This is a genomic window from Bowmanella sp. JS7-9 (assembly GCF_004329715.1).
Classification (GTDB): Bacteria; Pseudomonadota; Gammaproteobacteria; order Enterobacterales; family Alteromonadaceae; genus Pseudobowmanella; species Pseudobowmanella zhangzhouensis.
Window position 1 is genome coordinate 89,141 of sequence record NZ_JXSY01000024.1, and the last position, 21,914, is coordinate 111,054.

Genomic DNA, 21,914 nt, shown 5'->3' on the forward strand with positions numbered 1-21,914 from the left:
GGGATTTCCGGCGTTGCCGGGCCTGATTCAGGCCGGTATCCGGGCTTACCAGTGGAGTGACTCCGTATTGTCGCCTTCCCATCCTTTGACAGTGGCATGATGACAATACTTAGCTGGTTTACCGTTGCGGGGGCAGCGTCTGCTTTGCACAGACTTCCCGTTTAACTAAAAAGCACCTGATTCCCGCGCAGTATAACGAAGTGTTCTAACTGAGCAATGCTTTATTCTATTTTATTGATGTAGCGACAGCGCTGGCTCATGTAATGCGGCGAGTTGTTCTTTTAATGCCAAAATTTGCTGTTCCCAGTATTTATCTGAAGCAAACCAGGGAAACGCACGAGGAAAGGCCGGATCTTGCCAACGTACTGCCAACCAGGCCATATGGTGTACCATGCGCATGGCACGCAGCGGCTCAATCAAACGCAATTGTTTAGCATCAAATGGCATAAACTCTTCGTAGGCCTCCAGTAGCACATCCAACTGCAGTAAGCGCTCATGACGCTCACCTGAGAGCATCATCCACAAATCCTGAACCGCAGGGCCCATACGGCAATCATCCAAATCCACAAAGCTTGGCCCATCGCGCCACAGAATATTACCCGGATGGCAATCACCATGCAGGCGGATGGCCTTAGCATCTTGATATTGCGACGCTGCCAGTGCACATACCTGCTCGAGAATTGTATAAAATGCAGTACTCAGGTGCATTGGCACCAACTGCGATGATTGGATGTGCTGTTGAGATTCAGTCAGATAGCTGTGGGTATCGATTCGCGGACGCACGGCAAACGGTTTAGCGCTGCCGACCTGGTGGATACGACCGATAAATCGCCCCATCCATTCCAGCTGTTCCAAATTATCATTTTCAAACTGGCGCCCGCCAACGGAGGGGTAAATCGCAAAACGATACCCTGCATAATGATGCAGACTACGGCCCTCAAGGAGTAGCGGTGCGACCAATGGTATGTCATGCCCTGCCAATTCGGCGGCGAAATCGTGCTCTTCCTGAATCTGCGCGTCGCTCCAGCGCGCTGGACGATAGAACTTCACCACATAGCGCTGACGGTCGTCGGCAACAAATTGATATACCCGATTCTCATAACTATTTAACGCCAGCAAACCGGAGTCGACCCGAATTGGCGTCGACTCAATGGCGTCCAGAATAAGATCAGGCCCGAGGCCTGCGAAACTGAAGTCGTCCTGCATCAGTGAAACAAAAACTTGGTATCTTCTTCAGCGACAGAGTCACTGTCGTTGACGTCCACTACGCGGATGACTAAATCATTAATCGCTTTCAGATCCCAGGCGTCTGCGGCCACACTGATAGGCAGTGCCAAAATCTCGCCCCCCGCCAGGGTAATTTTGGTTTTACCAGTAATTTTCAAGTCTTTCAGGCCGTCCACTTCTATCCGATAGGTTTTCTCAGTTTGGGTACGGTTCATGATTTTCAGGGTATAGACGTTCTCAATCAGCCCGTCTGACGTCTCGCGGTACAAGGTATTGCGATCACGAATGACATCCATGTCCAGCGCGGGACGATTGGCCAATTGCACACCCAGTAAAACCGTCATAATCAGCATGACCACCGCATAGCCAACCAGCTTTGGTCGCAGAATATGCGTTTTTTCACCTTTTAACTTGTGCTCAGAGGTAAAACTAATGAGATCTTTTTCATAGCCCATTTTGTCCATGGTCTCATTACAGGCATCGACACATTTCCCGCAGCTAATACACTCATATTGCAGGCCGTTACGAATATCGATTCCCGTAGGACAGACCTGCACACACAGGTTGCAGTCTACGCAATCACCTAAACCTTTCTCCTTGCGGGTTTCTGCATCCATCTTACGCGAGCGCGGGCCGCGACCTTCGCCGCGCTTGGCATCATAAGCCACAATCAGCGTATCTTTGTCGAACATGACCGACTGAAAACGGGCATAGGGGCACATGTGAGTACACATGATTTCACGCATCCACCCGGCATTCCCATAGGTACAGATGGTGAAAAAGATCACTGTGCCTATTGCCATACCACTGGCTTGCCAGGTAAAGAAATCAACGAATAGTTCACTAATCGGAGTGAAATAGCCCACAAACGTCAATGAGGTCAGCAACGCCACCATGATCCACGCAAAATGCTTGAGGGATTTGCGCCAGAATTTGTCAAAATCCATGGGACGCTCATCCAATTTGATACGCTTGTTACGGCTTCCTTCAATCTTTTCTTCAAACCAGATATAGATAAACGTCCAGGTGGTTTGCGGGCACATAAACCCACACCACACGCGGCCAGCAAAGGTCGTGACAAAGAATAGCCCGTAAGCAGAGACAATGAGTATCAAGGCCAGTAGCGTCAGATCCTGCGGCCATAAGGTCAGCGAGAATAAATTGAACCGTTGCTCGTAGAGATCAAACAAGATCGCCTGATGGCCATCGTAGGTAAGCCAGGGCAAGATCGCGAAAATACCAACGAATATCAGCCCAAAAAAACGGCGGAACAATTCTAACGGCCCTTGCACGGCGCGCACATAAATATGGCTGCGCGGTGTGTAGGCATCACTTTGCTTGCTGGGTTCCGGTTTATGAATTTTTACCGTTGGAATATTTTTTACCGGAATTTGATCGTTCATGGCGTTTAGCTACTTCTTCGATATTGTTCACGAGTATATCAGTTTACTTAAGATTTCTCTTAATAACCTGCGTTAAATCAAATCTATCTCACGTCGCAAAGGAAAAACCTGAGTATTGTCCTGCATACGCTCAAAATCTGTACATCCTGTATTATGCACTTGTCCGGGTCCGTTTTGTTTATTGTTGTAGGTGAGTTATGAAAAAGTCGTTCATCATAATGGTAGAGGTTGCAATACTCTATATGGTGTTGCGATCAGCTTTTGTGAGTTACATGCTGGAAGACATACACAGCACCCTGGCTGACTGGATGCTCGAAGTCGCAGAAATGCCCAAGCAAGAATCGTTAGCTGACGTCCGCCGTTCAATCGAGCCGGACGCCATGCAATTTAACGAAAATCAGATGCGTTATCTGAATGACGTCACGTCTGATTCTCATCGGGCGATTCGCTTTCACCAGTTATATTGCGTCGAAGGCGATAAAAATCCCTATATCTACGGGCAGACACTTTACAAAATGTGTAGTGCACTTGGCCGTAATAAGACCAGATTACAATCCTGAGGCATTGCCCTATACGCGAGGGATCGCGTAAGCTACACATTCAGCGATAGGGATTCTCAGGCAATGTACGAACAGTATTACGGGCTACACAGCAAACCTTTTCAATTGACGCCGGATCCGGCGTTTTTCTTCGCCAGTAAACTGCATAAGCGGGCATTGTCTTACTTAGAGTACGGGCTGGCACAAGCGGAAGGGTTTATCGTCATCACCGGCGGCATTGGCACGGGTAAAACCACCATCGCTAATAGCCTGCTCAATGATATCGATGAACAGAACATCGTTGCCGCTCAGATTGTTACCCCCAAACTCTCGCCAGACGAGCTGGTGCGCATGGTCGCGCAAAAGTTCGGGATTAAAATCGCCGAACAAACCAAAACTGAAACCCTGAATGCATTGGAAGAGTACTTAACCGGTTTACATAAGCAGGGCAAACGCGCCTTGCTATTGGTGGACGAGTCGCAAAACCTGCCACTGGAAACCATTGAAGAACTGCGAATGTTGTCTAACTTCCAGGCCAAGGGTAAACCTTTGCTGCAAAGCTTCCTGTTAGGCCAGGATGAACTGCAGGACATTTTGCGTGCACCGAATATGGAGCAATTCCGCCAGCGTATCGTTGCGTCCTGCCATTTGTCTGCATTGAGTGAAGATGAATGTAAAAACTATATCGAATACCGCATGTATCATGCCGGCTGGAATGGCAATCCATTGTTCACGCCAGAGGCCTATGCCAAGATTTATGAATTCACCACGGGCATTCCTCGTCGGATCAACACATTTGTCGATCGCGCCTTGTTGTATGGTTTTCTGGAAGAGCAACAAGAGTTAGATGCCGCCGCAATTGGTGAAGTGGCCAAAGAAGTGTCAGACGAAATGTTCGTACAAAAAGATACGCCTGTGAAAGAAGCCGGCGTAGCTACCAGCGGTGATCTCAAGGACATTGATTACTATAAGGGAATGCTAATGGAGCTGGTCGATACACTCGACAATGCCCTACAACACAAGATTAAGCTAACCCGCTATATCGATAATCTGCTGCGCAAAAAATATAAGGCTTATATCCGGCTGAAATCGGACTAATTCGGACACAAAAAAAGCAGCGATTATGCTGCTTTTTTCTTGTCTGATTTTACGCCTAAAACTGATACGTAATAGCAACTGATAATTTATTTTCACGCAGGGAATAAAATGCATTGTCTGCTGTTCTATCCAAAAAACGATAGTTCACTGCGAAATCAAGATGGCGACCTAATTGGCGCGTATGTCCAACTGCCAGACTAATACTTTCACCCTCTAGAATACCACCTTCACCCTGATCATCCCGCCATGTCAAACTTGCGTTAATGTTAGATGACTTATTTAAGCGATAACGCCAGAACAGATTCGCACTGTCAGTTTCTCGTAATCGATTAGTTTCAAGGTATAGAGTTTCACTATGGTTTAGCCCAAGTCCCAAATTGGACTTGGCGGTAACATCCCACGCGAAGTTTGCGAAAGTTCTTTTGTTAAAGCGAACTTCTTCATTCACCTCAGCAATATTGTCTATGGTGTTAATCAGGAACTCTCCCGGCAACGGCACATAGTCACCCTCGGCGCGATTACAATCAAACACCCCGGCTGCGTCGATCGGACAAACATAAACCGCTATATCTTGCTCAACACCCAAACGAGAGAATGTGGAAATATCTTCTTTATGACCAATGCTTGATGTAAGACTGCGATTTTCATGACGTATTGTCAGTGACTTCGCCGTGCCATAAAAACGCTTCCCATAATCTGCTGCGACAGACGTCCGCTCGGAAAACGCCCAAGCCAAATCAACGCCCACGTAACTCTCTCGATCCTCGAGGCCAGCTCTGTCCGCACTGTTATAGGTCACGGCAATAAACTTCTTCGCTGAACGACGCCATTCAAGGCCCGCACCATAAGAGGTTTGATCACGATATTGCAGACCACCAAAGTTGGCATTAATGCCGTCCACATCATATTTTTCGTGTGAGCCTTGTACGCGCATAAATAGCTGCTGATAGAGGGGAGCAGAAAACTGAGCTGCAGCACTTACCGATTCATAATCACTGTAGGCTTCACGTTGAATGTACGCCTGATTCGCGGACACCGCCCAAAAAACGCCCTGCGCGCCTGGCGCGGCTAGCTGAAGATAAGCCGCAACCGATTTGTTATCAAAATTGGTGAAAAACGACTGTGTACCTTTGATTAAATCCGAGTTTGTCTCACCGTATCGAGCACCAAGGGTGCCAACTACGCTGCGGTTATTCAGGATGAATTCGGTACCCGCCTGATACGTCGTTATCTCAGATAAACTATCGGTATTGAAATAGCGCCCGCCTAATGCATTGTCAAATGGATTGGTGGTGCGATAGTTGCGATTTGCTGACAGGGTTACCTTCCACCAGTGTAAAGGCTCCGCAATCAGGCTCGCTGAAAAATCCGTATAATGCTGATTATCGATGACGGATTGGTCATCTGACCCTAACTGCGTATGGGAAACCACAAACGCCAGATCCAGTTTATTACCGTCTACGGTATACGCTACCGTGGGTGAAAGTTCGTAGGTAAGCGCCTCAAGCGTAGTACCGTCATCATACTTTCTCTCAGTAAACGTAATATCGGCGCCGGCACTAACTTTAATCTCACTAGTTGCAGCATCTGCATTGACACTGACGGCCATCACCAGCGCGACATGCCATGCAAGTTTGTTGTGTAAGCGGCGCTTATTGGCCGCTTGCGTAGTAATGTCCATAGCCATAGCCATATCCATAGCCGTAACCACTCCCTGCCGAACGCTGTGACTTATTCACGATAAAGCCTTTTGCCATATCGGGATTAAGGTTTTGTACCGCAGCCTGAATTTCGGTGAGTTTGGTTTTGCCTTCTTCAACTACAATTACAGCCTGTCCGGCCAGGTTTGTCATAATCAGTGTTTCATTGATACCAAGCAGCGGCGGGCAATCAATGATGACTACACGATCAGAATATCGATTTGCAAATTCAGTCACTGTTTGCAGCATCTTTTCGCTGGCCAATAGCTCAGTCGAGAGATGGTGTTTTTTACCTGCAGGAATAATGCGCAACTTATCGATGTTGGTATGGTAAATCACCTCGCTCAAATCACTGACTTCTTCAAGCAGGTATTCCATCAGACCGTTCTCGTACTCGGCACCCAAAGTACGCATGACATTTGGTTTAAGTACGTCAGCATCAACAAGTAATACTGTTTTATTTTGCTCAAGAGCGATACTCAGCGCTAAATTAACTGCACTAAATGTTTTGCCTTCACCGGGGTTCGCACTCGATACCATTACGATATTGGCATTTTTCAATGTTTTAGACAGCGGTCCGAATGCGGTATCCAATACTTTTCGCTTAATAGCACGAAACTCTTCGCTTAAATTGCTCCGACTATTTTCACTGGTAACGAAGCGAGTCGCATCAGTGAGGTCCAAATCTAAATACAGATTTGAATCTCTGGGTGCAGAAGCGGCAACAGGCTGTTGTTTGTCCGCGGACGCTTCAACCGCAGGTACACTGTCTTTTATTTCTTCGCCCTGAGGTTTGTTCTCCGCAGATGCTTGTTGTTGAGCTTTCTGTCTGGATAACGCTCTTTCTATTGTGCTCATATAAATCTCCCAATCAGCTCAAATGGCGTATATCCGTAGGATAGCTCCAAAACCATTATTGCGATGTAGGCCATCACTAACATCGAGCTCGTCACCGTAAAGATCATGACGTTCCGCTTGTGCGCCCTTTGCATGCGTGGTGCATCGAAGTGCGAAACTGCACCCAACACAGGGATATTAAATTGTTCAGTAATTTGACGAGTACTGAATACCACCGCGTTCAGCTGGCTGATGATAAATGCCAAGGCTAAACCGGCTCCAAACCCTACGAACAGAACCAAGGTGTACAACAGCAGACGAGGAGGTCCACTTGGTTTACTTGGCAATAACGGCGGATCTATGACGCGGAATTGCACGTCGTCGGTTGTGGCTTCCGCTTTTCTGGAAAGCTGTGCTGATTCGCGACGATTGAGTAACTCCTCGTAACGAGATTTTTTGATTCCATAGTCACGGTTAAGTGCCTGAAACTCGGCTTCAATCACGGGCACAAGGTTAATTTTATCCTGCAACTCATTAACCGAGGCCTGGAAATTATCCACCCGTACTTTGGTAGACGCGATTTCACTCTCGATCCGAGCTACGTTTAACTTCAGCTGCTGATATACAGGGTTTTGATTCAAACCACCGAAAGAATTATATGAACCCGTATCTTTCGCCACTTGGCTCATCTTACCCAGCAAATCATTTCGTTCACTTCTGAGATGTTCAATCAGACCACGGGTTTTCACCACATCAGGGTGTTGATCGGTATACTGAATCAACAGCTCGTCGAGTCTTGATTCCAATGCTGCAATACGGCTGTCATATTGAGTGGATACCCCAGACGATTGCACTCCAGTTTCAGGTTCTACTAACCCAAACACAGGCTCCTCGCCGGCCAACTGTGCTTTCGCTGAAACCAACTGAGACTCAAGTTCTTCTAATCTGAGCTGCGCTTGTTTCAGCTGGTCTCGTTGGTTTTGAAGATTGGTAAAATAGGCATCCGCGGTCGATGGCGCCCTTTCCATACGGCTTCGCTTAAATTCGGCTAAGCGTTGTTCTGCTTCCAACAACGCAACCTCATATTCAGCAATCTGTTTGTTCAAAAACTCCTCGGCTGTGTCACCATTTCGGCGAGACGACCCCAGGGAGTTTTCCACAAATTCGTTTAGGGTAATTTGCACGATTTTCTGCGATAACTGAGCGTTACCCGATTCGTAACTAATGGTGTAGATGTTTCGTTCACGAGTTGTTCGCAGCGACAGATTCGCCTTTAAACTACCCAAAATCTTATCGAACTCACCCTTAGTTTTTGCCTTGATATCGAGATCAGCCTCACGGGCAATTTTTTCCAGCGTAGGTCTGCTCAGCAGCGTGTCTGCAACCATTTTTACTTGGTTTTCTGGATTTGTATTAAAGGCGAGGCCTCGCAGCAGAGGCCGTAATAAGCTGTTTGTATCAACATACAAGCGCGCGCTGGATTCATATTGATCCGGCATGGATGCCACACCCATCCATCCGATAGGACAAATCAACCAGGAAGAAATAAGCACGTACCGCTTCTTGATCCAAATTCCTTTTAGATAGGTCGTTACCTGATCCAGTACCTGCTGAATTCCCATCATAACTGCTACTACTTCCTAACTAAAACCAAGCCTCTGGGATAATCAGAATGTCGCCTGGCAAAATATCTACGTTTGCGCTGATGTCGCCATCTTTCACTAACGAACCTAAGCGCACAGTGTACTCTTTTTGCACACCATCCACCACGCGAATTAATTTCGCATCATTGCCGTCAGCAAACTCCGTCAGACCGCCAACCTGGATCATTAAATCAAGCAAAGTCATATCTTCACGATAGTTCACTGCCATCGGGTTGGTGGCTTCGCCCACGACTCTGACCTGCTGACCGAATGGGCCAACGAAATTACCCACACTTACCGTTACAATTGGGTCCCGAATATACTTAGACAGGATTTTTTCCATCTCCCGTGCGACCATGGTGGGAGTTTTCCCTGTCACTGAGACGTCCTCTACCAGAGAGGTGGTAATTTTGCCGTCAGGTCTGACCTGAAAATTTCCGGACACCTCAGGATTTCGCCAAACAAAAATGTTCAGGGAGTCTCCCGGGCCGATTAGGTAATTGTAATCATCGACATTGCTTGTCATCGATGCGCGAACAGTTGCCTGTGGCAACGAGTTAGACTGACATCCTGCCAAGCCAATAACCGCGAAAAACAATCCAACAACAGGTGTTATTTTTATTTTCATCATGTACAGTTCCACTTGCGCCACAGTAACGATATTCGCTAGTTTTATCAGATTACGCTTTAGAAGCAACAAAAACTAAATTTAAATTCTGGTAATTCTAAAAGTTTCAAGCTGTTACGTTTAAATTAAAAAATAACATTAAATAAAGCAGTCATTTACACGAGATCAGAATGAGCCCGGGGAAAGGAAAACAGGTCAAACGCTCCAATATATTGGTTATTTTTGAGGCGGTTCTGATCGCCTACTGTGCCCATCTAGCCAATTGGATCCTTAAACAATCCGTCAATATTCAGCCGGTTGAAGATGTCGTCATGGCGCTCAACATAGGCTTAATCGTGGTTTTCACACAACTCGCGGCTTTGTCAGTTGGTTTATATGAACCGAAGTTACGTGAGACTTATCGAGGCGTAGTACGACGAATTTTCGTCAGTGTCGCCATTGCCTACTTTGTTATGGAAGTGCTCACTGGCGCAATCTTTAGCGGCATTTCAATCCATCCTTATTACCTGCCTTTAACCTCTGGGTTGATTATTTTCACCTTGTGCCTGTTTCGATACTTTTCAAACAAAATGGGCGCATTGGGACTGGGCAAAAGCCGGATAATCGTAATTGGTGCCGGCGAGCGCGCATCAATCATAGAGCGTCGCATGCGCCGTGATGTTGACCGTCAAGGTTTTGAGCTGGTCGGCTTTATTCCCATCCCCGGGGACAATCGTGAACACGGCATCAAAAACGAAGAAATCATTAATGTTCCGATCGATGAAACGTTCCGACAGTTTCTTGCCGAAAATGAAATTGAAGAAATTGTCATCGCCTGCGATCAGCGTCGCGGAACTTTGCCCATCGATATCTTATTTGATTGCCGCATTCGTGGTATCGATATCGTCGACATTCTCGATTTTATGGAGAGGGAGTCAGGACAGATCGCAGTTAACATGATATATCCGAGTTGGGTCATTTACTCAAATGGCTTCCACACGCATAACTACCTGCGCGACGCCCTCAACTTCGGCATCAACGCATTCCTGGCGTTTATCATTTTGCTGTTTACCTGGCCGTTAATGCTATTTGCAGTTCTCGGCATCTGGATAGAAGAAGGCATTAAAGCACCATTGTTATACAGCCAGGACCGTATCGGCTTAAATGGCAAAGTATTCCGTATTTTCAAATTCCGCAGCATGCGCACTGACGCCGAAAAAGACGGTGCTAAATGGGCAACGAAGAACGATTCTCGGGTAACTCGCATCGGCAATATTCTGCGTAAATACCGGATTGATGAATTACCGCAACTATGGAACGTATTGCGCGGTGACATGGCGTTTATCGGTCCTCGCCCGGAGCGTCCGGAATTTGTGGAACAATTGATCCGGGAAATCCCATATTACAACCAGCGCCATAACGTGCGACCTGGTCTGGCAGGTTGGGCGCAGTTGAATTATCCCTACGGCGCGAGTATTGAAGACTCGATGGAGAAGCTTAAATTTGACCTGTATTACGTCAAACACCAGAGCTTCCTGCTGGATATTCTGATTCTTATCCGTACCGTAGAAGTCGTATTGTTTGGAAAAGGCCGATGAGTACAAAGTTATCCCCCACCATCAATGCGATGACGGTAGATGTAGAGGACTTTTTCCAGGTTTCCGCATGGGATGGTGTCATCAACCCAAATGATTGGCAGCAATACACACCTCGTGTTGCGGAAAATACTCGAAAGCTGCTTGACCTGTTTGATAAATATCAGGTGAAGGCAACGTTTTTTACGCTTGGCTGGGTGGCCGAACGCTTTCCAGAATTGATCAGGGACATCGACAAACGCGGGCACGAAGTGGCAAGTCACGGCTACGCACACCGGCGCGCGTCTTCGCAAACTCAGGAAGAATTTTACGCCGATGTAAAACGTTCCAAAGATCATTTAGAAAACTTGCTCGGCAAAGCGATTATTGGCTATAGAGCACCTAGCTTTTCGATTGGCTACACCAATGAATGGGCGTTTCAGACTTTGGTAGACCTGGGTTTTAAATACAGTTCAAGCACTTACCCAGTTAAGCACGATTTATATGGTACGCCTGAATGGCCCAGATTCGCCTATAATCGCCCGGAAGGTATCACCGAGATCCCAATTCCTACCTATAAGTGGCTTGGCAAACAAATCGCCATAGGTGGTGGTGGTTATTTCCGCCTTTATCCCTACGGTTTATCACGCCATTTAATTCAACGTTATCTGAAGGCAGAGAGCCAACCATATTCATTTTATTTCCACCCTTGGGAAATCGACCCGGAACAGCCAAAGGTAGAAGGCGGCTCCTGGAAGTCCAACTTCCGTCATTATGTAAATTTGGATAAAACCTTTGATAAGCTGGAAAAACTGCTGCAAGACTTTCATTGGTCAACCATGCAGGACGTGTATGGAGTAAGCTAAGTGTCTGAATTGGTTATTAAAACGTTAGGTCAGGATAAGACTGAACAGCAAAAGTGGGACGCGTTTGTTGACCAATGTCAGCTCGGCACCTTCTTCCACCTTAGTGGTTGGAAAACCGTCATTGAAAAAAGTTACGGACATACCTGCCATTTTCTTTATGCCAATCAAGACGAGCGGATAGTCGGTGTGCTGCCTTTGGCACATCAAAAAAGCATCCTATTTGGTAACGCTCTGATTTCATTGCCTTTTTGTGTGTATGGCGGTGCCGCTAGCGATGACCCTGATGTGATGAACGCCCTTGAAGATGCGGCCATAGAATTGGCGCAGAAGTTGGGCGTGGATTATCTGGAAATGCGTTACCCGTTTGGACGACAAAACCGGTTAAGCGAGCGCTGCGCACATTCGACCTTTGGCTGCGACCTCGGCGATGATGACGCTGCGATTCTTGCCGGTGTGAAAAAGAATGAGCGTGCTGTTATCCGTCATTCGTTGAACAACGGTTTGGAATACACCGTAAGTGGTGATGTGAAAGAATGTTATGAAATTTACTCGGAGAGTGTACGAAATCTTGGCACCCCGGTGTTCCCCAAGCATTATTTCAGTACATTAAAAGACGTTTTCGGTGAGCGCTGCGAAGTGCTCACAGTAACCAAAGAGGGAAAGTCAGTCTCTTCGGTACTGAGCTTTTACTACAAAAATGAAGTCTTGCCATATTACGGCGGAGGTACCCCACAGGCGCGCGAGTTAAAAAGTAATGACTTTATGTATTATCAACTCATGTGCCACGCCCGCAATGATCGTGCGTGTCATCGATATGACTTTGGTCGCAGTAAAAACGACTCCGGCGCGTTTAAGTACAAAAAAAACTGGGGTATGGCCCCTGTACCGCTTCACTACCAGTTCTATCTGGTTAAAGCGGAGGCTTTACCCAATCTCAGCCCGAATAATCCCAAATATCAACTCTTTATTCAGATGTGGAAACGACTTCCCATTTGGTTAAGTCGTTTAATGGGGCCTTTTCTGTCTAAATATCTGGGGTAGTCATGAACAAGCCACCATTGTTGTACCTTGTTCATCGCATTCCTTATCCGCCAAACAAAGGCGACAAGATCCGCTCTTACAATATTCTGCGTGAACTAAACAAACACTTTACCGTGCATGTCGTGTGCTTTATGGATGATCCTCATGATGCGCAGTACATTCCAGCGCTCGAGCAGGAATGCGCCAGTTTATATGTAGAGTCGCAAAACAAAATTTGGTGCCTGGCTAAAGCTGCGTTTGGGTTGATTACCGGCAACCCCTTATCTTTGCCCTATTATGCGTCACGTGCGATGCAGCGACAGGTCAACAAACTCGTCAATCAACATCAGATAAAACACGCACTGGTGTTTTCCTCCACTATGGGGCAATTTATTTATCCCCAGCCAGAGTTACGGGTCGTGACCGATTTCGTCGATGTGGACTCAGATAAATGGCGTCAGTATGCGTTACAAGGCAATTTAATTAAGCGCTGGATTTATAACCGTGAACAACGCACGCTACAAAAAGAAGAACAAAATCTGTGTTCTCGCTCCGCGTTTTCTACCTTTGTCTCGCCGCAGGAAGCCGAGTTATTCAGGCAACTAATGCCCACTTCGCTGCATGATAAAATCGGACATTTATACAACGGGGTTGATGTTAGCTACTTCAACCCTAGTGGTGAGTTTGCCCCGTGTGAACAACCAATAGACGTATGCTTCACCGGTGCAATGGACTATTGGGCGAATGTGGATGCCGTATTGTGGTTTGCGCAAAATGTTTGGCCTTTAGTACGCCAACAAAAACCTGATGCCACATTTTATATTGTAGGCGGCAATCCCAGTGACAAGGTATTGGCATTAGACGGAAAACTTGGCATCCGTGTAACTGGGCGTGTCGCAGACGTCAGACCATATGCCATGAAAGCCAAGATAAATGTTGCACCATTACAAATTGCACGTGGAATTCAAAATAAAGTTCTGGAAGCCATGGCACTTGCAAAACCTGTAGTCGCAACCAGCCTGGCCATCGAAGGCATTAACACAGATGCCCCGGCGGTATTTATTTCTGACCAGCCATCTGATTTTGCTGACATTGTTTTGACACAAATAGACACGCCCGCAGAAGCGTCTTCAAGCCGGGAATGGATAATCCAAAATTTGCGCTGGGACAATGCGCTGAGCAAGTTACCTGGCCTGATCAAAGGAACAGAAAATCAATGAGAGTGTCTCCCTTCACTTATCTGCTGTCGGTCGTAATTTTGTGGGGAGCCCTATTTTACGAGTCTGTTTGGTCAACCATTCTTATTTGGGAACGTTCACCCACTTTTAATCACGGCTTTCTTATTGCGCCGATATGCATTTACCTGGTTTATCAAAAGTGGGAAATGCTCATTCGACTACCTTTTGCGGTGGCATGGCGAGCCGTCATTGCAATCATACCCGCTGTTTTTTTATGGGTAGCGGGTCAACTTAGTCATATTGCCTTCGTTGAACAGTTTGCAGCGTTCTTACTTTTGCCCATGATGCTTTGGTTTTTCTGTGGTAATGCATTCATAAAAGAGCTGCTATTCGTATGTTTCTTTTGGATGTTTAGTGTCCCGGTGGGTGAGTTCCTTGTACCCGATTTACAAAATATTACCGCGGATTTCACGGTCTTCTTTTTAGAGTTATCCGGTGTCCCGGTTTATCGCGAAGGGTTGTTTATTGCCATTCCAAATGGCTTATTTGAAGTTGCAGCGGCATGCTCAGGCATTCGTTACCTGATCGCATCATTCTGTCTAGGTACATTATATGCCTATCTGAATTACACAAAGTGGAAGAAACGGCTCGGTTTCGTGGCTTTTTCATTAGTACTACCGATTATTGCCAACGGCATTCGTGCCTATGGCATTATCTTAATTGCGCACTTGAGTAATATGGAGTACGCCACAGGCGTAGATCACATTATCTATGGATGGATTTGGTTCGCTGTTGTGCTGTTGATTATGTTCAGCGTTGGTAATCGTTGGCGAGATCCAATAAATCAAACGCCGGCTCACACAACACCAGTGCCATCCAAACAGATTAACCTTTCATTCCTTGCGTCTTTAGTGGCATTTGGCGTTATATTCGCTATGCACTTGGTATATCTGAATGTCGCTGGTCACCCAGCACTCAAGCCGGTTCCCGCGTTTGCACAGCAGTTTGCGGAAGAATATCAGGGTGAGAGAACTTGGCTACCCGTTTTCAAGGATCCTGACTTCGAACTCATCCGCACAAGCGACGATGTTGATATGTACCTAGCGTATTATCAGCACAACCGTGACAGCAAAGAACTCATAAAGGGCACACACAAACCTTATAACGATCTCCGCTGGTCGCTGGAACAAAGTCAAACCTTTGATACTTTCAGACTTATCGAGATAACCAGTCCGGGTGGCGCTAAACGCCTTATTGCCTATGCCTACGTGATAGACGGCTTGATCACTCCCAGTACTGCAAAAGTAAAACTCAGCCAGCTAAAACAGGCGGTACTGGGGCAAACACAAAATGGTTTCTTTATCGCTTATTCGATACGTTACGATGGGAGTAACACCCGAAAGCAGCAATTTATTGAAACGGTGAAACCCTTGCTGTCAGCCAATCTTTTGGACGAATTGGATGGCGACTAGCATGCATGTTGTCCATATCATTTACCGCCTGGATACCGGCGGGTTAGAAAACGGTCTGGTAAATCTTATTAATCGTTTACCAGCCACTGAATATCAGCACAGCATTATCACGTTGAATGGTCAAAATCCCGAATTTGCCCAACGAATTCAGCAATCTAACGTCACAATTGTCGACGTCGCGAAGAAGCCCGGACGTGATCTCGGCTGCTATTGGCGAATATTTCGCGCATTGAAAAAACTGCAACCTGATATCCTTCACACCCGCAACCTCACGAGTATTGAATACCAATGTATTGGTTGGTTGGCCGGCACTCCAAATCGTCTTCATGGAGAGCATGGTTGGGATGCGGATGACATTGGGGGTATTAGTACCAAGAATCAAAAAATACGCCGCCTGTTTAAACGCTTCATTCACCATTTCATCGGATTATCAAGCGAGTCCATACGCTATCTCAATCAAAAGGTCGGTGTCGCATACAGCAATATCACCCATATATGTAACGGTGTAGATGTTGAACGCTTCCGACCCAATCGTGCCGCCAGGTTAAATTTACCGTTCGATTTTCAGGACGAAAAGCGCATTGTATTTGGAACTGTCGGCAGGCTTGCTGCAGTAAAAAACCAAACTTTACTGGTTGATAGTTTTATTCAGCTATGGCAAAGATTTCCGACCCATCGGCCCCATTTGCGTTTGGTCATTGTAGGTGATGGAATATTGCTGCCTGGACTGAAAGATAAAATAAGCAAGGCTGGGCTAGATCACGCAGTTTGGTTCGCCGGCAACCGCAATGATGTAGCTCAGTTACTTCCGGCTATGGATGTGTTTGTTTTACCCTCGTTAGCAGAGGGCATCTCCAACACCATTTTAGAGGCGATGGCGTGTGGCGTGCCTGTTATTGCAACGGATGTAGGGGGCAACCCTGATTTGATTGCACAACAGTTTGCCACCACCCACCTGGTGAGCAGTCAGCAACCAGACGAATTAACTAAAGCCATGGCGCGCTATGTTGAGTCGCCAGAAAAAATTCGTTCTGACAGTGAAACCGTCAGGTTACACTGTCAGCAGCATTTCAGTATTGAGGCCATGGTCGAAAAATATCATGGTGTCTATCAGGCGCTAAGCCAGAGAGGGTAAGGATTATGTGTGGTATAGCAGGGATATTTCATTTAGCGGGTAATACACAGGTTGACCCGGGCGTTATCGCCAAAATGAATGATATCCAGCATCATCGCGGACCAGATGCAGGCGATTATTATTTTGGTGAAGGTGTCGCACTGGCCCACCGTCGCTTGTCGATCATCGACCTTGAAGGTAGCCCGCAACCCATGCAAAGTGCCTGTGGGCAGGCCGTCGTGGTGTTCAATGGTGAAATTTATAATTTCAAGGATCTGCATCAGGAACTGGCTGCAAAAGGTTATAAGTTTAATACTGACGGCGATACCGAAACCATTCTCAACGCTTGGCTGGAATGGGGAGTGGACTGTGTTCACCATCTGCGCGGCATGTTTGCTTTCGCCATCTGGGATAAAAAACAGCAGTGCTTGTTTATTGCCCGTGATCGATTAGGCATCAAACCTTTCTTTTACTCTTTGCTACCCAGTGGCGAAATGCTGTTCGGCTCAGAATTAAAAGTCCTGACCCAACACCCGCAATTCGACTCAACTTTGCGCAACACAACAATCGAAGACTACTTCACATTTGGCTACGTGCCAGAACCTCATACTGTGTATCAACACAGCTACAAACTGGCACCAGGCCACCGTATGTTGATCCAACGTGGCATGCGTGAATTACCAGAACCGGAAGAATATTGGGATATACCTACCCATTTCGACCACAGTATGGACGAGAATGAGGTTCAGGCTGAACTTATCGATCGGCTCAAGCAAGCGGTAGACATTCGCATGGTGGCGGATGTACCACTGGGCGCATTCTTATCTGGTGGCGTCGACTCAAGTGGTGTCGTCGCGCTGATGTCCCAATTGCAATCTGACCCGGTCAATACCTGCGCCATCGGCTTTGATGTAAAAGCCTTTAATGAAACCGAATTCGCGCAAATGGTCGCCGACCGCTACAAAACCAACCACAGGGTAGAAACCGTTAGCCAGGATGATTTCGACCTGATTGATAAGCTGGCGTTTTTGTATGATGAACCCTACGCCGATAGCTCCGCGATGCCCACCTACCGGGTCTGCGAACTGGCACGCAAACATGTGACGGTGGCGCTCAGTGGTGATGGCGGGGATGAGTTATTCGCCGGTTACCGTCGCTATGCGATGCATATGCATGAGGAACGTATTCGCAATATGCTTCCGCTGGGCATTCGTAAGCCTATTTTCGGACCACTGGGGGCGTTATATCCTAAGCTGGATTGGGCACCAAAGTTTTTGCGCGCTAAAACCACTTTTCAATCCATGGCGATGGATACCGTCGAGGGCTATCACAACTCCATGAGTTTGTTGCGCGCCGATGAGCGCAAAAAGCTATTCTCAAATGACTATCAACAAAGCCTTAATGGCTACTCGAGTCTCGAAGTATTCCGCCGCTATGGCGATAAAGTGAAACACTTAGACCCGATGAAAATCGCTCAGTATATCGATATGAAGACCTACCTGGTGGGCGATATTCTGACCAAGGTCGATCGGGCATCAATGGCACACTCTTTAGAGGTACGTGTGCCAATTCTTGACCACAAGTTTGTTGAGTGGGCATTCAATACACCATCGAGCCACAATCTGCACAAAGGTATTGGCAAATATTCATTTAAAAAATCCCTCGAACCACATTTGCCCCATGATGTGCTTTACCGCAAAAAAATGGGATTTGCAGTTCCATTAGCAGACTGGTTCCGAGGCCCGTTGAAACAGCGTCTGTATGATGGATTACTGTCACAACAAATGCGCGAGAGTGGTTATTTCGACGAAAAACAACTCAAACGATTAGTGGATGACCATGTGAAAGGCTTGCGTGACAACAGTGCGCCACTGTGGACCCTGATGATGTTTGAAGCGTTTTTACGTCAGCGTAAGGTGCCTGCATGAAAATATTGCACGTCTTAGACCACAGTATTCCGCTGCACAGTGGCTACACGTTTCGAACACGTTCGATTTTAAAACAACAGCATGCTCGTGGGTGGCAAACAGTACAGGTCACCAGTCCTAAGCAAGGTAATGACAGCGCCACTATCGATGAAGTCGACGGGCTGACCTTTTATCGTACCGCTCCGCCTGGCGGGATCGCGACAAAGTTACCTGCGCTCAACCAATTAGCGTTGGTGCCACCGTTGGCAAAACGTATTCTGGATGCAGTCAAAGACCATCAGCCTGATGTTATTCATGCCCATTCACCCGCGCTAAACGGTCTCGCGGCGCTCAAAGCTGCCAAACAATGCGGCTTACCTGTGGTGTATGAAATTCGTGCTTTTTGGGAAGATGCCGCAGTTGACCATGGTACCTGCAAGGAAGGTGACCTGCGTTACAAGATGACCCGCATGCTGGAGAATTATGTGATTAAGCATGCCGAGCAGGTCACCACTATCTGTGAGGGTTTACGACGTGACCTGATTCAGCGTGGCGTACCCGACACCAAAATCACTGTTATCCCTAACGCAGTCAATATCGAGCAATTTAATGTAATCACCAGCAAGGACTTGGCACTGGAACAAGAGTTAGGCTTACAGGGCAAGCAAGTGCTGGGATTTCTGGGGTCATTTTATGGCTACGAAGGGCTGGATCTGTTGGTCGCTGCCCTGCCGCAGATCAAGCAACACATTCCCAACGTTGCGCTACTGTTAGTAGGTGGTGGCGTTCAAGAGGCCAATCTCAGAAATCAAATAAAGCAATTGGGTCTGGAAAACGATGTCATTATGCCAGGACGTGTACCCCATGCTGACGTTGGCAAATATTATAGCCTGGTAGACCTGTTAGTATATCCGCGCAAGAACATGCGCCTGACCGATTTAGTCACCCCACTCAAGCCTCTGGAAGCAATGGCTCAAGGTAAGTTAGTGCTCGCTTCAGATGTAGGCGGACACAAAGAATTGATTGAGCATAATAAAACCGGATGGCTGTTTAATGCAGATAACGTTGACGATTTGGCGCGCGCCGCGGTCGATATTTTGTCTGATCAAGCTCATTGGCCGGCAGTGATTGCGCAGGGGCGTCACTTTGTGGAACAGGTACGAAACTGGCAAAATTCCGTTGCCAACTATCAATCAGTCTATCCTGGCTTGAAAGGGTAATTCATGCGCATTTGTGTTGTTGGCCCGATTCCGCCGCCATCTGGCGGCATGGCAGTGCAAACCCGACAATTAGTCGAGTTGCTTACTGCCAGAGGGAATCAGGTTAACTTAGTGGCCACCAATGCGCCCTATCGGCCAGCGCTTATCGGCAACATTCCGGGACTTCGCGCACTATTTCGACTTGTGCCTTACATCATCAATTTGCTGCGACAAATTCGCCAGGCGGACGTTGTGCATATGATGGCAAACAGTGGTTGGTCCTGGCATCTTTTCGCCGCGCCTTGTATATGGATTGCGTATTTGCTGCGCACACCTGTGGTAGTGAACTATCGTGGCGGTCACGCCGATGTGTTTTTCACGCGTTCATGGCGTTGGATTGCCCCTACGATGTCAAAAGCCACCGACATTGTGGTGCCTTCCGGCTTTTTAAAAGATGTCTTTGCCGCCTACCAGATTAACGCGCGAGTGATACCCAATATTCTCAACAGTGAGCTGTTTAAACCTGTAAAAGGTGAGCCGCGCTCAGGGTTCCACCTGATCAGCACACGAAATCTTGAAAAAATTTACGGCAACGATATCGTGCTGGCTGCATTTGCCAAAGTGTGTCAGACCCACCCCTCCAGTAAACTGACGGTTGCAGGTTCCGGACCGGAAAAGGACAACTTACGCGCACAGGCAAAACAACTGGATATTGCCGACGCCGTGACGTTTTGTGGTCGATTGGACCAGGCCGAGATGGTGCGTTTATACCAAAGTGCAGACATCCTGCTCAATGCCAGCCGTATCGATAATAGCCCTAATTCATTAATCGAAGCCATGGCCTGTGGTGTCGCCGTTATTTCCACCAAAGCGGGCGGCATACCTTATCTGGTCGATCATCAACGAACCGGTATACTGGTTGACATTGACGATACCAATGCAATGGCTGAGGCTGCCAATACTCTGATGCAAGACCCCTCTAAGCTCACACAATTGTGTGAGGCGGCGCTGCGGCGGAGTGAGGATTTTCATCAGGAAAAAGTGCTGGCACAATGGCAGGCATTGTATGAGAAAATCTCGCCACTCAGGGAAGCAAAACACTGATGTCTTTCTATACCAAGCTTGTATCCGGACTGATGTTCCCGCTGCACGAAAAGCTGAAAAAGCACAATACGGTGGCGATCAAGCAATCCCTCGAAGCCAGTCAATGGTGGCCAAGGGATAAATTAATCGCTCAACGCAATCTCCGTTTACAGCGCTTTATACAGAAAGTCTGTGAACACATCCCCTATTACCGGGATACCTTCGCCCAGTTAGGTTTGACACCTGCAGACATTCAATCACCAGCAGATTTAACCAATTTACCGTTTCTGGATAAGCAAACCATCAAAGATAACTTTGAACAACTCAAAGACCCGCTAGCGACCTCATTGGCCCGTTTCAATACTGGCGGATCTAGCGGCGAGCCTCTGGTGTTTATGTTAAGTAATGAACGCGTATCACACGACGTTGCAGAAAAATGGCGTGCAACCCGTTGGTGGAATGTGGATATTGGTGATAAAGAAATTGTTGCCTGGGGCTCTCCCATCGAATTGGGTGCGCAGGACAAGGTGCGTTTATTGCGGGATAAACTGTTTCGTTCAACACTAATACCCGCGTTCGATATGAATGAGGAGAAAATTCTCGCGTTCATTGAACATATTCGTGCAACCCGTCCCGCCATGTTATTTGGTTATCCGTCGGTGTTTGATTTGATCGCGAAAACTGCCAATCAACACGGCATCGATATGAAGAATCTGGGAATAAAGGTTGCCTTTGTCACTTCCGAGCGACTTTATCCTTATCAACGTGAAAACATCCAAACCACATTTGGCTGTCCTGTAGCCAACGGCTATGGTGGCCGTGATGCCGGCTTCATTGCGCATGAATGTCCCTCCGGAAACATGCACTTATCCTTTGAGGATTTAATTGTCGAGATCATCGATCCCAACGGTAATCCACTCCCGGTCGGTGAAAAAGGCGAAATCGTGGTAACCCACATGGCCACCTCTGAGTTTCCGTTCATTCGCTATCGCACAGGCGATATCGGCGCATTGAGCGACAAACAGTGTGATTGTGGTCGCACTTTACCGATTCTCGAAAGCATTGAGGGTCGCAGTACCGACTTTGTCATCGGCGCTGACGGCACAATCATGCACGGCCTGTCGCTCATTTATATCCTGCGTGATATTCAGGACATAAAGACGTTTAAAATTATCCAGCACAGTGTTGAAGAAACCGAAGTTCAATTGATTCTCAAAAATGCTGCCGATCTTCACGACGATATGCGTCACGCCATCATCGCGAAGTTTCAGCAACGGTTGGGTGAACAGGTGTCGATTAATGTGCATTGCGTAAAAGATATCCCCGCAGAAAAATCAGGTAAGTATCGCTATGTCATCAGCAAGGTAACCAGTGCATGATTGATAGTCTGTTTTTGCTCGCTGACGTTGCTGCAGTATGTATTCTGTTTTACTGGGCAAATAAAGAG

18 protein-coding genes and 1 riboswitch are annotated in these 21,914 nt (G+C 47.2%); of the genes, 12 read left to right on the forward strand and 6 right to left on the reverse strand.

Translation table 11 applies throughout. The features are described 5' to 3' along the window. Positions 1-12: 12 nt before the first annotated feature. A riboswitch (cobalamin riboswitch) is annotated at positions 13-195 on the reverse strand. Between the two features lie 36 nt (positions 196-231). Both TK45_RS13620 and ccoG read right to left on the reverse strand, forming a co-directional pair. After that, entirely contained in the window at positions 232-1,206 is a 975-nt protein-coding gene (locus TK45_RS13620; protein WP_131259391.1) for a serine/threonine protein kinase, read from the reverse strand. Further along, the gene (gene ccoG, locus TK45_RS13625; protein WP_131259392.1) at positions 1,206-2,630 is read right to left on the reverse strand and encodes a cytochrome c oxidase accessory protein CcoG; all 1,425 of its coding nucleotides are present in this window, start codon (positions 2,628-2,630) and stop codon (positions 1,206-1,208) included. Before ccoG ends, TK45_RS13620 begins: the two co-directional genes overlap by 1 nt. 197 nt (positions 2,631-2,827) lie before the next feature. On the opposite strand from ccoG, the gene TK45_RS13630 reads away from it, so the two are divergent. Together TK45_RS13630 and TK45_RS13635 are read left to right on the forward strand one after the other, a co-directional pair. Next, complete coding sequence (locus TK45_RS13630) at positions 2,828-3,190, forward strand: hypothetical protein (protein WP_131259393.1); 363 nt, start codon at positions 2,828-2,830, stop codon at positions 3,188-3,190. Between the two features lie 63 nt (positions 3,191-3,253). Then, positions 3,254-4,267 (forward strand): XrtA/PEP-CTERM system-associated ATPase, encoded by a 1,014-nt coding sequence (locus TK45_RS13635; RefSeq protein ID WP_131259394.1) that lies wholly within the window; start codon positions 3,254-3,256, stop codon positions 4,265-4,267. Between the two features lie 55 nt (positions 4,268-4,322). Here the strand turns inward: TK45_RS13635 and TK45_RS13640 are convergent, their stop codons facing one another. From TK45_RS13640 to TK45_RS13655, 4 genes are read right to left on the reverse strand one after another with little or no spacing between them, the layout of a single operon-like run. Then, positions 4,323-5,954 carry a hypothetical protein gene (locus TK45_RS13640; protein ID WP_131259395.1) on the reverse strand — a complete coding sequence of 544 codons (1,632 nt, stop codon included), beginning with the start codon at positions 5,952-5,954 and terminating at the stop codon, positions 4,323-4,325. Further along, positions 5,920-6,825 carry an XrtA-associated tyrosine autokinase gene (locus TK45_RS13645; protein ID WP_131259396.1) on the reverse strand — a complete coding sequence of 302 codons (906 nt, stop codon included), beginning with the start codon at positions 6,823-6,825 and terminating at the stop codon, positions 5,920-5,922. Before TK45_RS13645 ends, TK45_RS13640 begins: the two co-directional genes overlap by 35 nt. After that, a complete protein-coding gene (locus TK45_RS13650; protein ID WP_131259397.1) occupies positions 6,822-8,429 on the reverse strand; it encodes an XrtA system polysaccharide chain length determinant in 1,608 nt (535 codons plus the stop codon). The genes TK45_RS13645 and TK45_RS13650 overlap by 4 nt, the downstream gene beginning before the upstream one ends. Positions 8,430-8,448: 19 nt before the next feature. Next, on the reverse strand, positions 8,449-9,078 hold the full coding sequence (locus TK45_RS13655; RefSeq protein ID WP_131259398.1) for an XrtA/PEP-CTERM system exopolysaccharide export protein: 630 nt from the start codon (positions 9,076-9,078) through the stop codon (positions 8,449-8,451). A 167-nt stretch (positions 9,079-9,245) separates the two neighbouring features. On the opposite strand from TK45_RS13655, the gene TK45_RS13660 reads away from it, so the two are divergent. From TK45_RS13660 to TK45_RS13705, 10 genes are read left to right on the forward strand one after another with little or no spacing between them, the layout of a single operon-like run. Then, positions 9,246-10,652 (forward strand): TIGR03013 family XrtA/PEP-CTERM system glycosyltransferase, encoded by a 1,407-nt coding sequence (locus TK45_RS13660; RefSeq protein ID WP_131259399.1) that lies wholly within the window; start codon positions 9,246-9,248, stop codon positions 10,650-10,652. Beyond that, positions 10,649-11,494, forward strand: a complete 846-nt coding sequence (locus tag TK45_RS13665) for an XrtA system polysaccharide deacetylase (protein ID WP_131259400.1) — start codon at positions 10,649-10,651, stop codon at positions 11,492-11,494. Before TK45_RS13660 ends, TK45_RS13665 begins: the two co-directional genes overlap by 4 nt. Next, positions 11,495-12,535: a FemAB family XrtA/PEP-CTERM system-associated protein gene (locus TK45_RS13670; protein ID WP_131259401.1), complete on the forward strand. Its 1,041-nt coding sequence runs from the start codon at positions 11,495-11,497 to the stop codon at positions 12,533-12,535. 2 nt (positions 12,536-12,537) lie between these two features. Beyond that, complete coding sequence (locus TK45_RS13675; protein WP_131259402.1) at positions 12,538-13,734, forward strand: TIGR03087 family PEP-CTERM/XrtA system glycosyltransferase; 1,197 nt, start codon at positions 12,538-12,540, stop codon at positions 13,732-13,734. Next, entirely contained in the window at positions 13,731-15,164 is a 1,434-nt protein-coding gene (gene xrtA, locus TK45_RS13680) for an exosortase A (RefSeq protein ID WP_165490789.1), read from the forward strand. Before TK45_RS13675 ends, xrtA begins: the two co-directional genes overlap by 4 nt. A 1-nt stretch (position 15,165) precedes the next feature. Next, the gene (locus TK45_RS13685) at positions 15,166-16,299 is read left to right on the forward strand and encodes a TIGR03088 family PEP-CTERM/XrtA system glycosyltransferase (protein ID WP_254426625.1); all 1,134 of its coding nucleotides are present in this window, start codon (positions 15,166-15,168) and stop codon (positions 16,297-16,299) included. Between the two features lie 5 nt (positions 16,300-16,304). Then, positions 16,305-18,206 carry an XrtA/PEP-CTERM system amidotransferase gene (locus TK45_RS13690; RefSeq protein WP_131259405.1) on the forward strand — a complete coding sequence of 634 codons (1,902 nt, stop codon included), beginning with the start codon at positions 16,305-16,307 and terminating at the stop codon, positions 18,204-18,206. Continuing rightward, entirely contained in the window at positions 18,203-19,405 is a 1,203-nt protein-coding gene (locus TK45_RS13695) for a TIGR04063 family PEP-CTERM/XrtA system glycosyltransferase (RefSeq protein WP_131259406.1), read from the forward strand. The genes TK45_RS13690 and TK45_RS13695 overlap by 4 nt, the downstream gene beginning before the upstream one ends. A gap of 3 nt (positions 19,406-19,408) precedes the next feature. Continuing rightward, a complete protein-coding gene (locus TK45_RS13700; protein ID WP_131259407.1) occupies positions 19,409-20,488 on the forward strand; it encodes a glycosyltransferase family 4 protein in 1,080 nt (359 codons plus the stop codon). Next, positions 20,488-21,846 (forward strand): phenylacetate--CoA ligase family protein, encoded by a 1,359-nt coding sequence (locus TK45_RS13705; protein WP_254426626.1) that lies wholly within the window; start codon positions 20,488-20,490, stop codon positions 21,844-21,846. The genes TK45_RS13700 and TK45_RS13705 overlap by 1 nt, the downstream gene beginning before the upstream one ends. Positions 21,847-21,914: the final 68 nt, after the last annotated feature.

Excerpts from the sequence above, each read along its gene's own strand:
- TK45_RS13620 (WP_131259391.1), bottom strand. The coding sequence starts at position 1,206 with ATGCAGGACGACTTCAGTTTCGCAGGCCTCGGGCCTGATCTTATTCTG.
- ccoG (WP_131259392.1), bottom strand. The coding sequence starts at position 2,630 with ATGAACGATCAAATTCCGGTAAAAAATATTCCAACGGTAAAAATTCAT.
- TK45_RS13630 (WP_131259393.1), top strand. The coding sequence starts at position 2,828 with ATGAAAAAGTCGTTCATCATAATGGTAGAGGTTGCAATACTCTATATG.
- TK45_RS13635 (WP_131259394.1), top strand. The coding sequence starts at position 3,254 with ATGTACGAACAGTATTACGGGCTACACAGCAAACCTTTTCAATTGACG.
- TK45_RS13640 (WP_131259395.1), bottom strand. The coding sequence starts at position 5,954 with ATGGCTATGGACATTACTACGCAAGCGGCCAATAAGCGCCGCTTACAC.
- TK45_RS13645 (WP_131259396.1), bottom strand. The coding sequence starts at position 6,825 with ATGAGCACAATAGAAAGAGCGTTATCCAGACAGAAAGCTCAACAACAA.
- TK45_RS13650 (WP_131259397.1), bottom strand. The coding sequence starts at position 8,429 with ATGATGGGAATTCAGCAGGTACTGGATCAGGTAACGACCTATCTAAAA.
- TK45_RS13655 (WP_131259398.1), bottom strand. The coding sequence starts at position 9,078 with ATGATGAAAATAAAAATAACACCTGTTGTTGGATTGTTTTTCGCGGTT.
- TK45_RS13660 (WP_131259399.1), top strand. The coding sequence starts at position 9,246 with ATGAGCCCGGGGAAAGGAAAACAGGTCAAACGCTCCAATATATTGGTT.
- TK45_RS13665 (WP_131259400.1), top strand. The coding sequence starts at position 10,649 with ATGAGTACAAAGTTATCCCCCACCATCAATGCGATGACGGTAGATGTA.
- TK45_RS13675 (WP_131259402.1), top strand. The coding sequence starts at position 12,538 with ATGAACAAGCCACCATTGTTGTACCTTGTTCATCGCATTCCTTATCCG.
- xrtA (WP_165490789.1), top strand. The coding sequence starts at position 13,731 with ATGAGAGTGTCTCCCTTCACTTATCTGCTGTCGGTCGTAATTTTGTGG.
- TK45_RS13685 (WP_254426625.1), top strand. The coding sequence starts at position 15,166 with ATGCATGTTGTCCATATCATTTACCGCCTGGATACCGGCGGGTTAGAA.
- TK45_RS13690 (WP_131259405.1), top strand. The coding sequence starts at position 16,305 with ATGTGTGGTATAGCAGGGATATTTCATTTAGCGGGTAATACACAGGTT.
- TK45_RS13695 (WP_131259406.1), top strand. The coding sequence starts at position 18,203 with ATGAAAATATTGCACGTCTTAGACCACAGTATTCCGCTGCACAGTGGC.
- TK45_RS13700 (WP_131259407.1), top strand. The coding sequence starts at position 19,409 with ATGCGCATTTGTGTTGTTGGCCCGATTCCGCCGCCATCTGGCGGCATG.
- TK45_RS13705 (WP_254426626.1), top strand. The coding sequence starts at position 20,488 with ATGTCTTTCTATACCAAGCTTGTATCCGGACTGATGTTCCCGCTGCAC.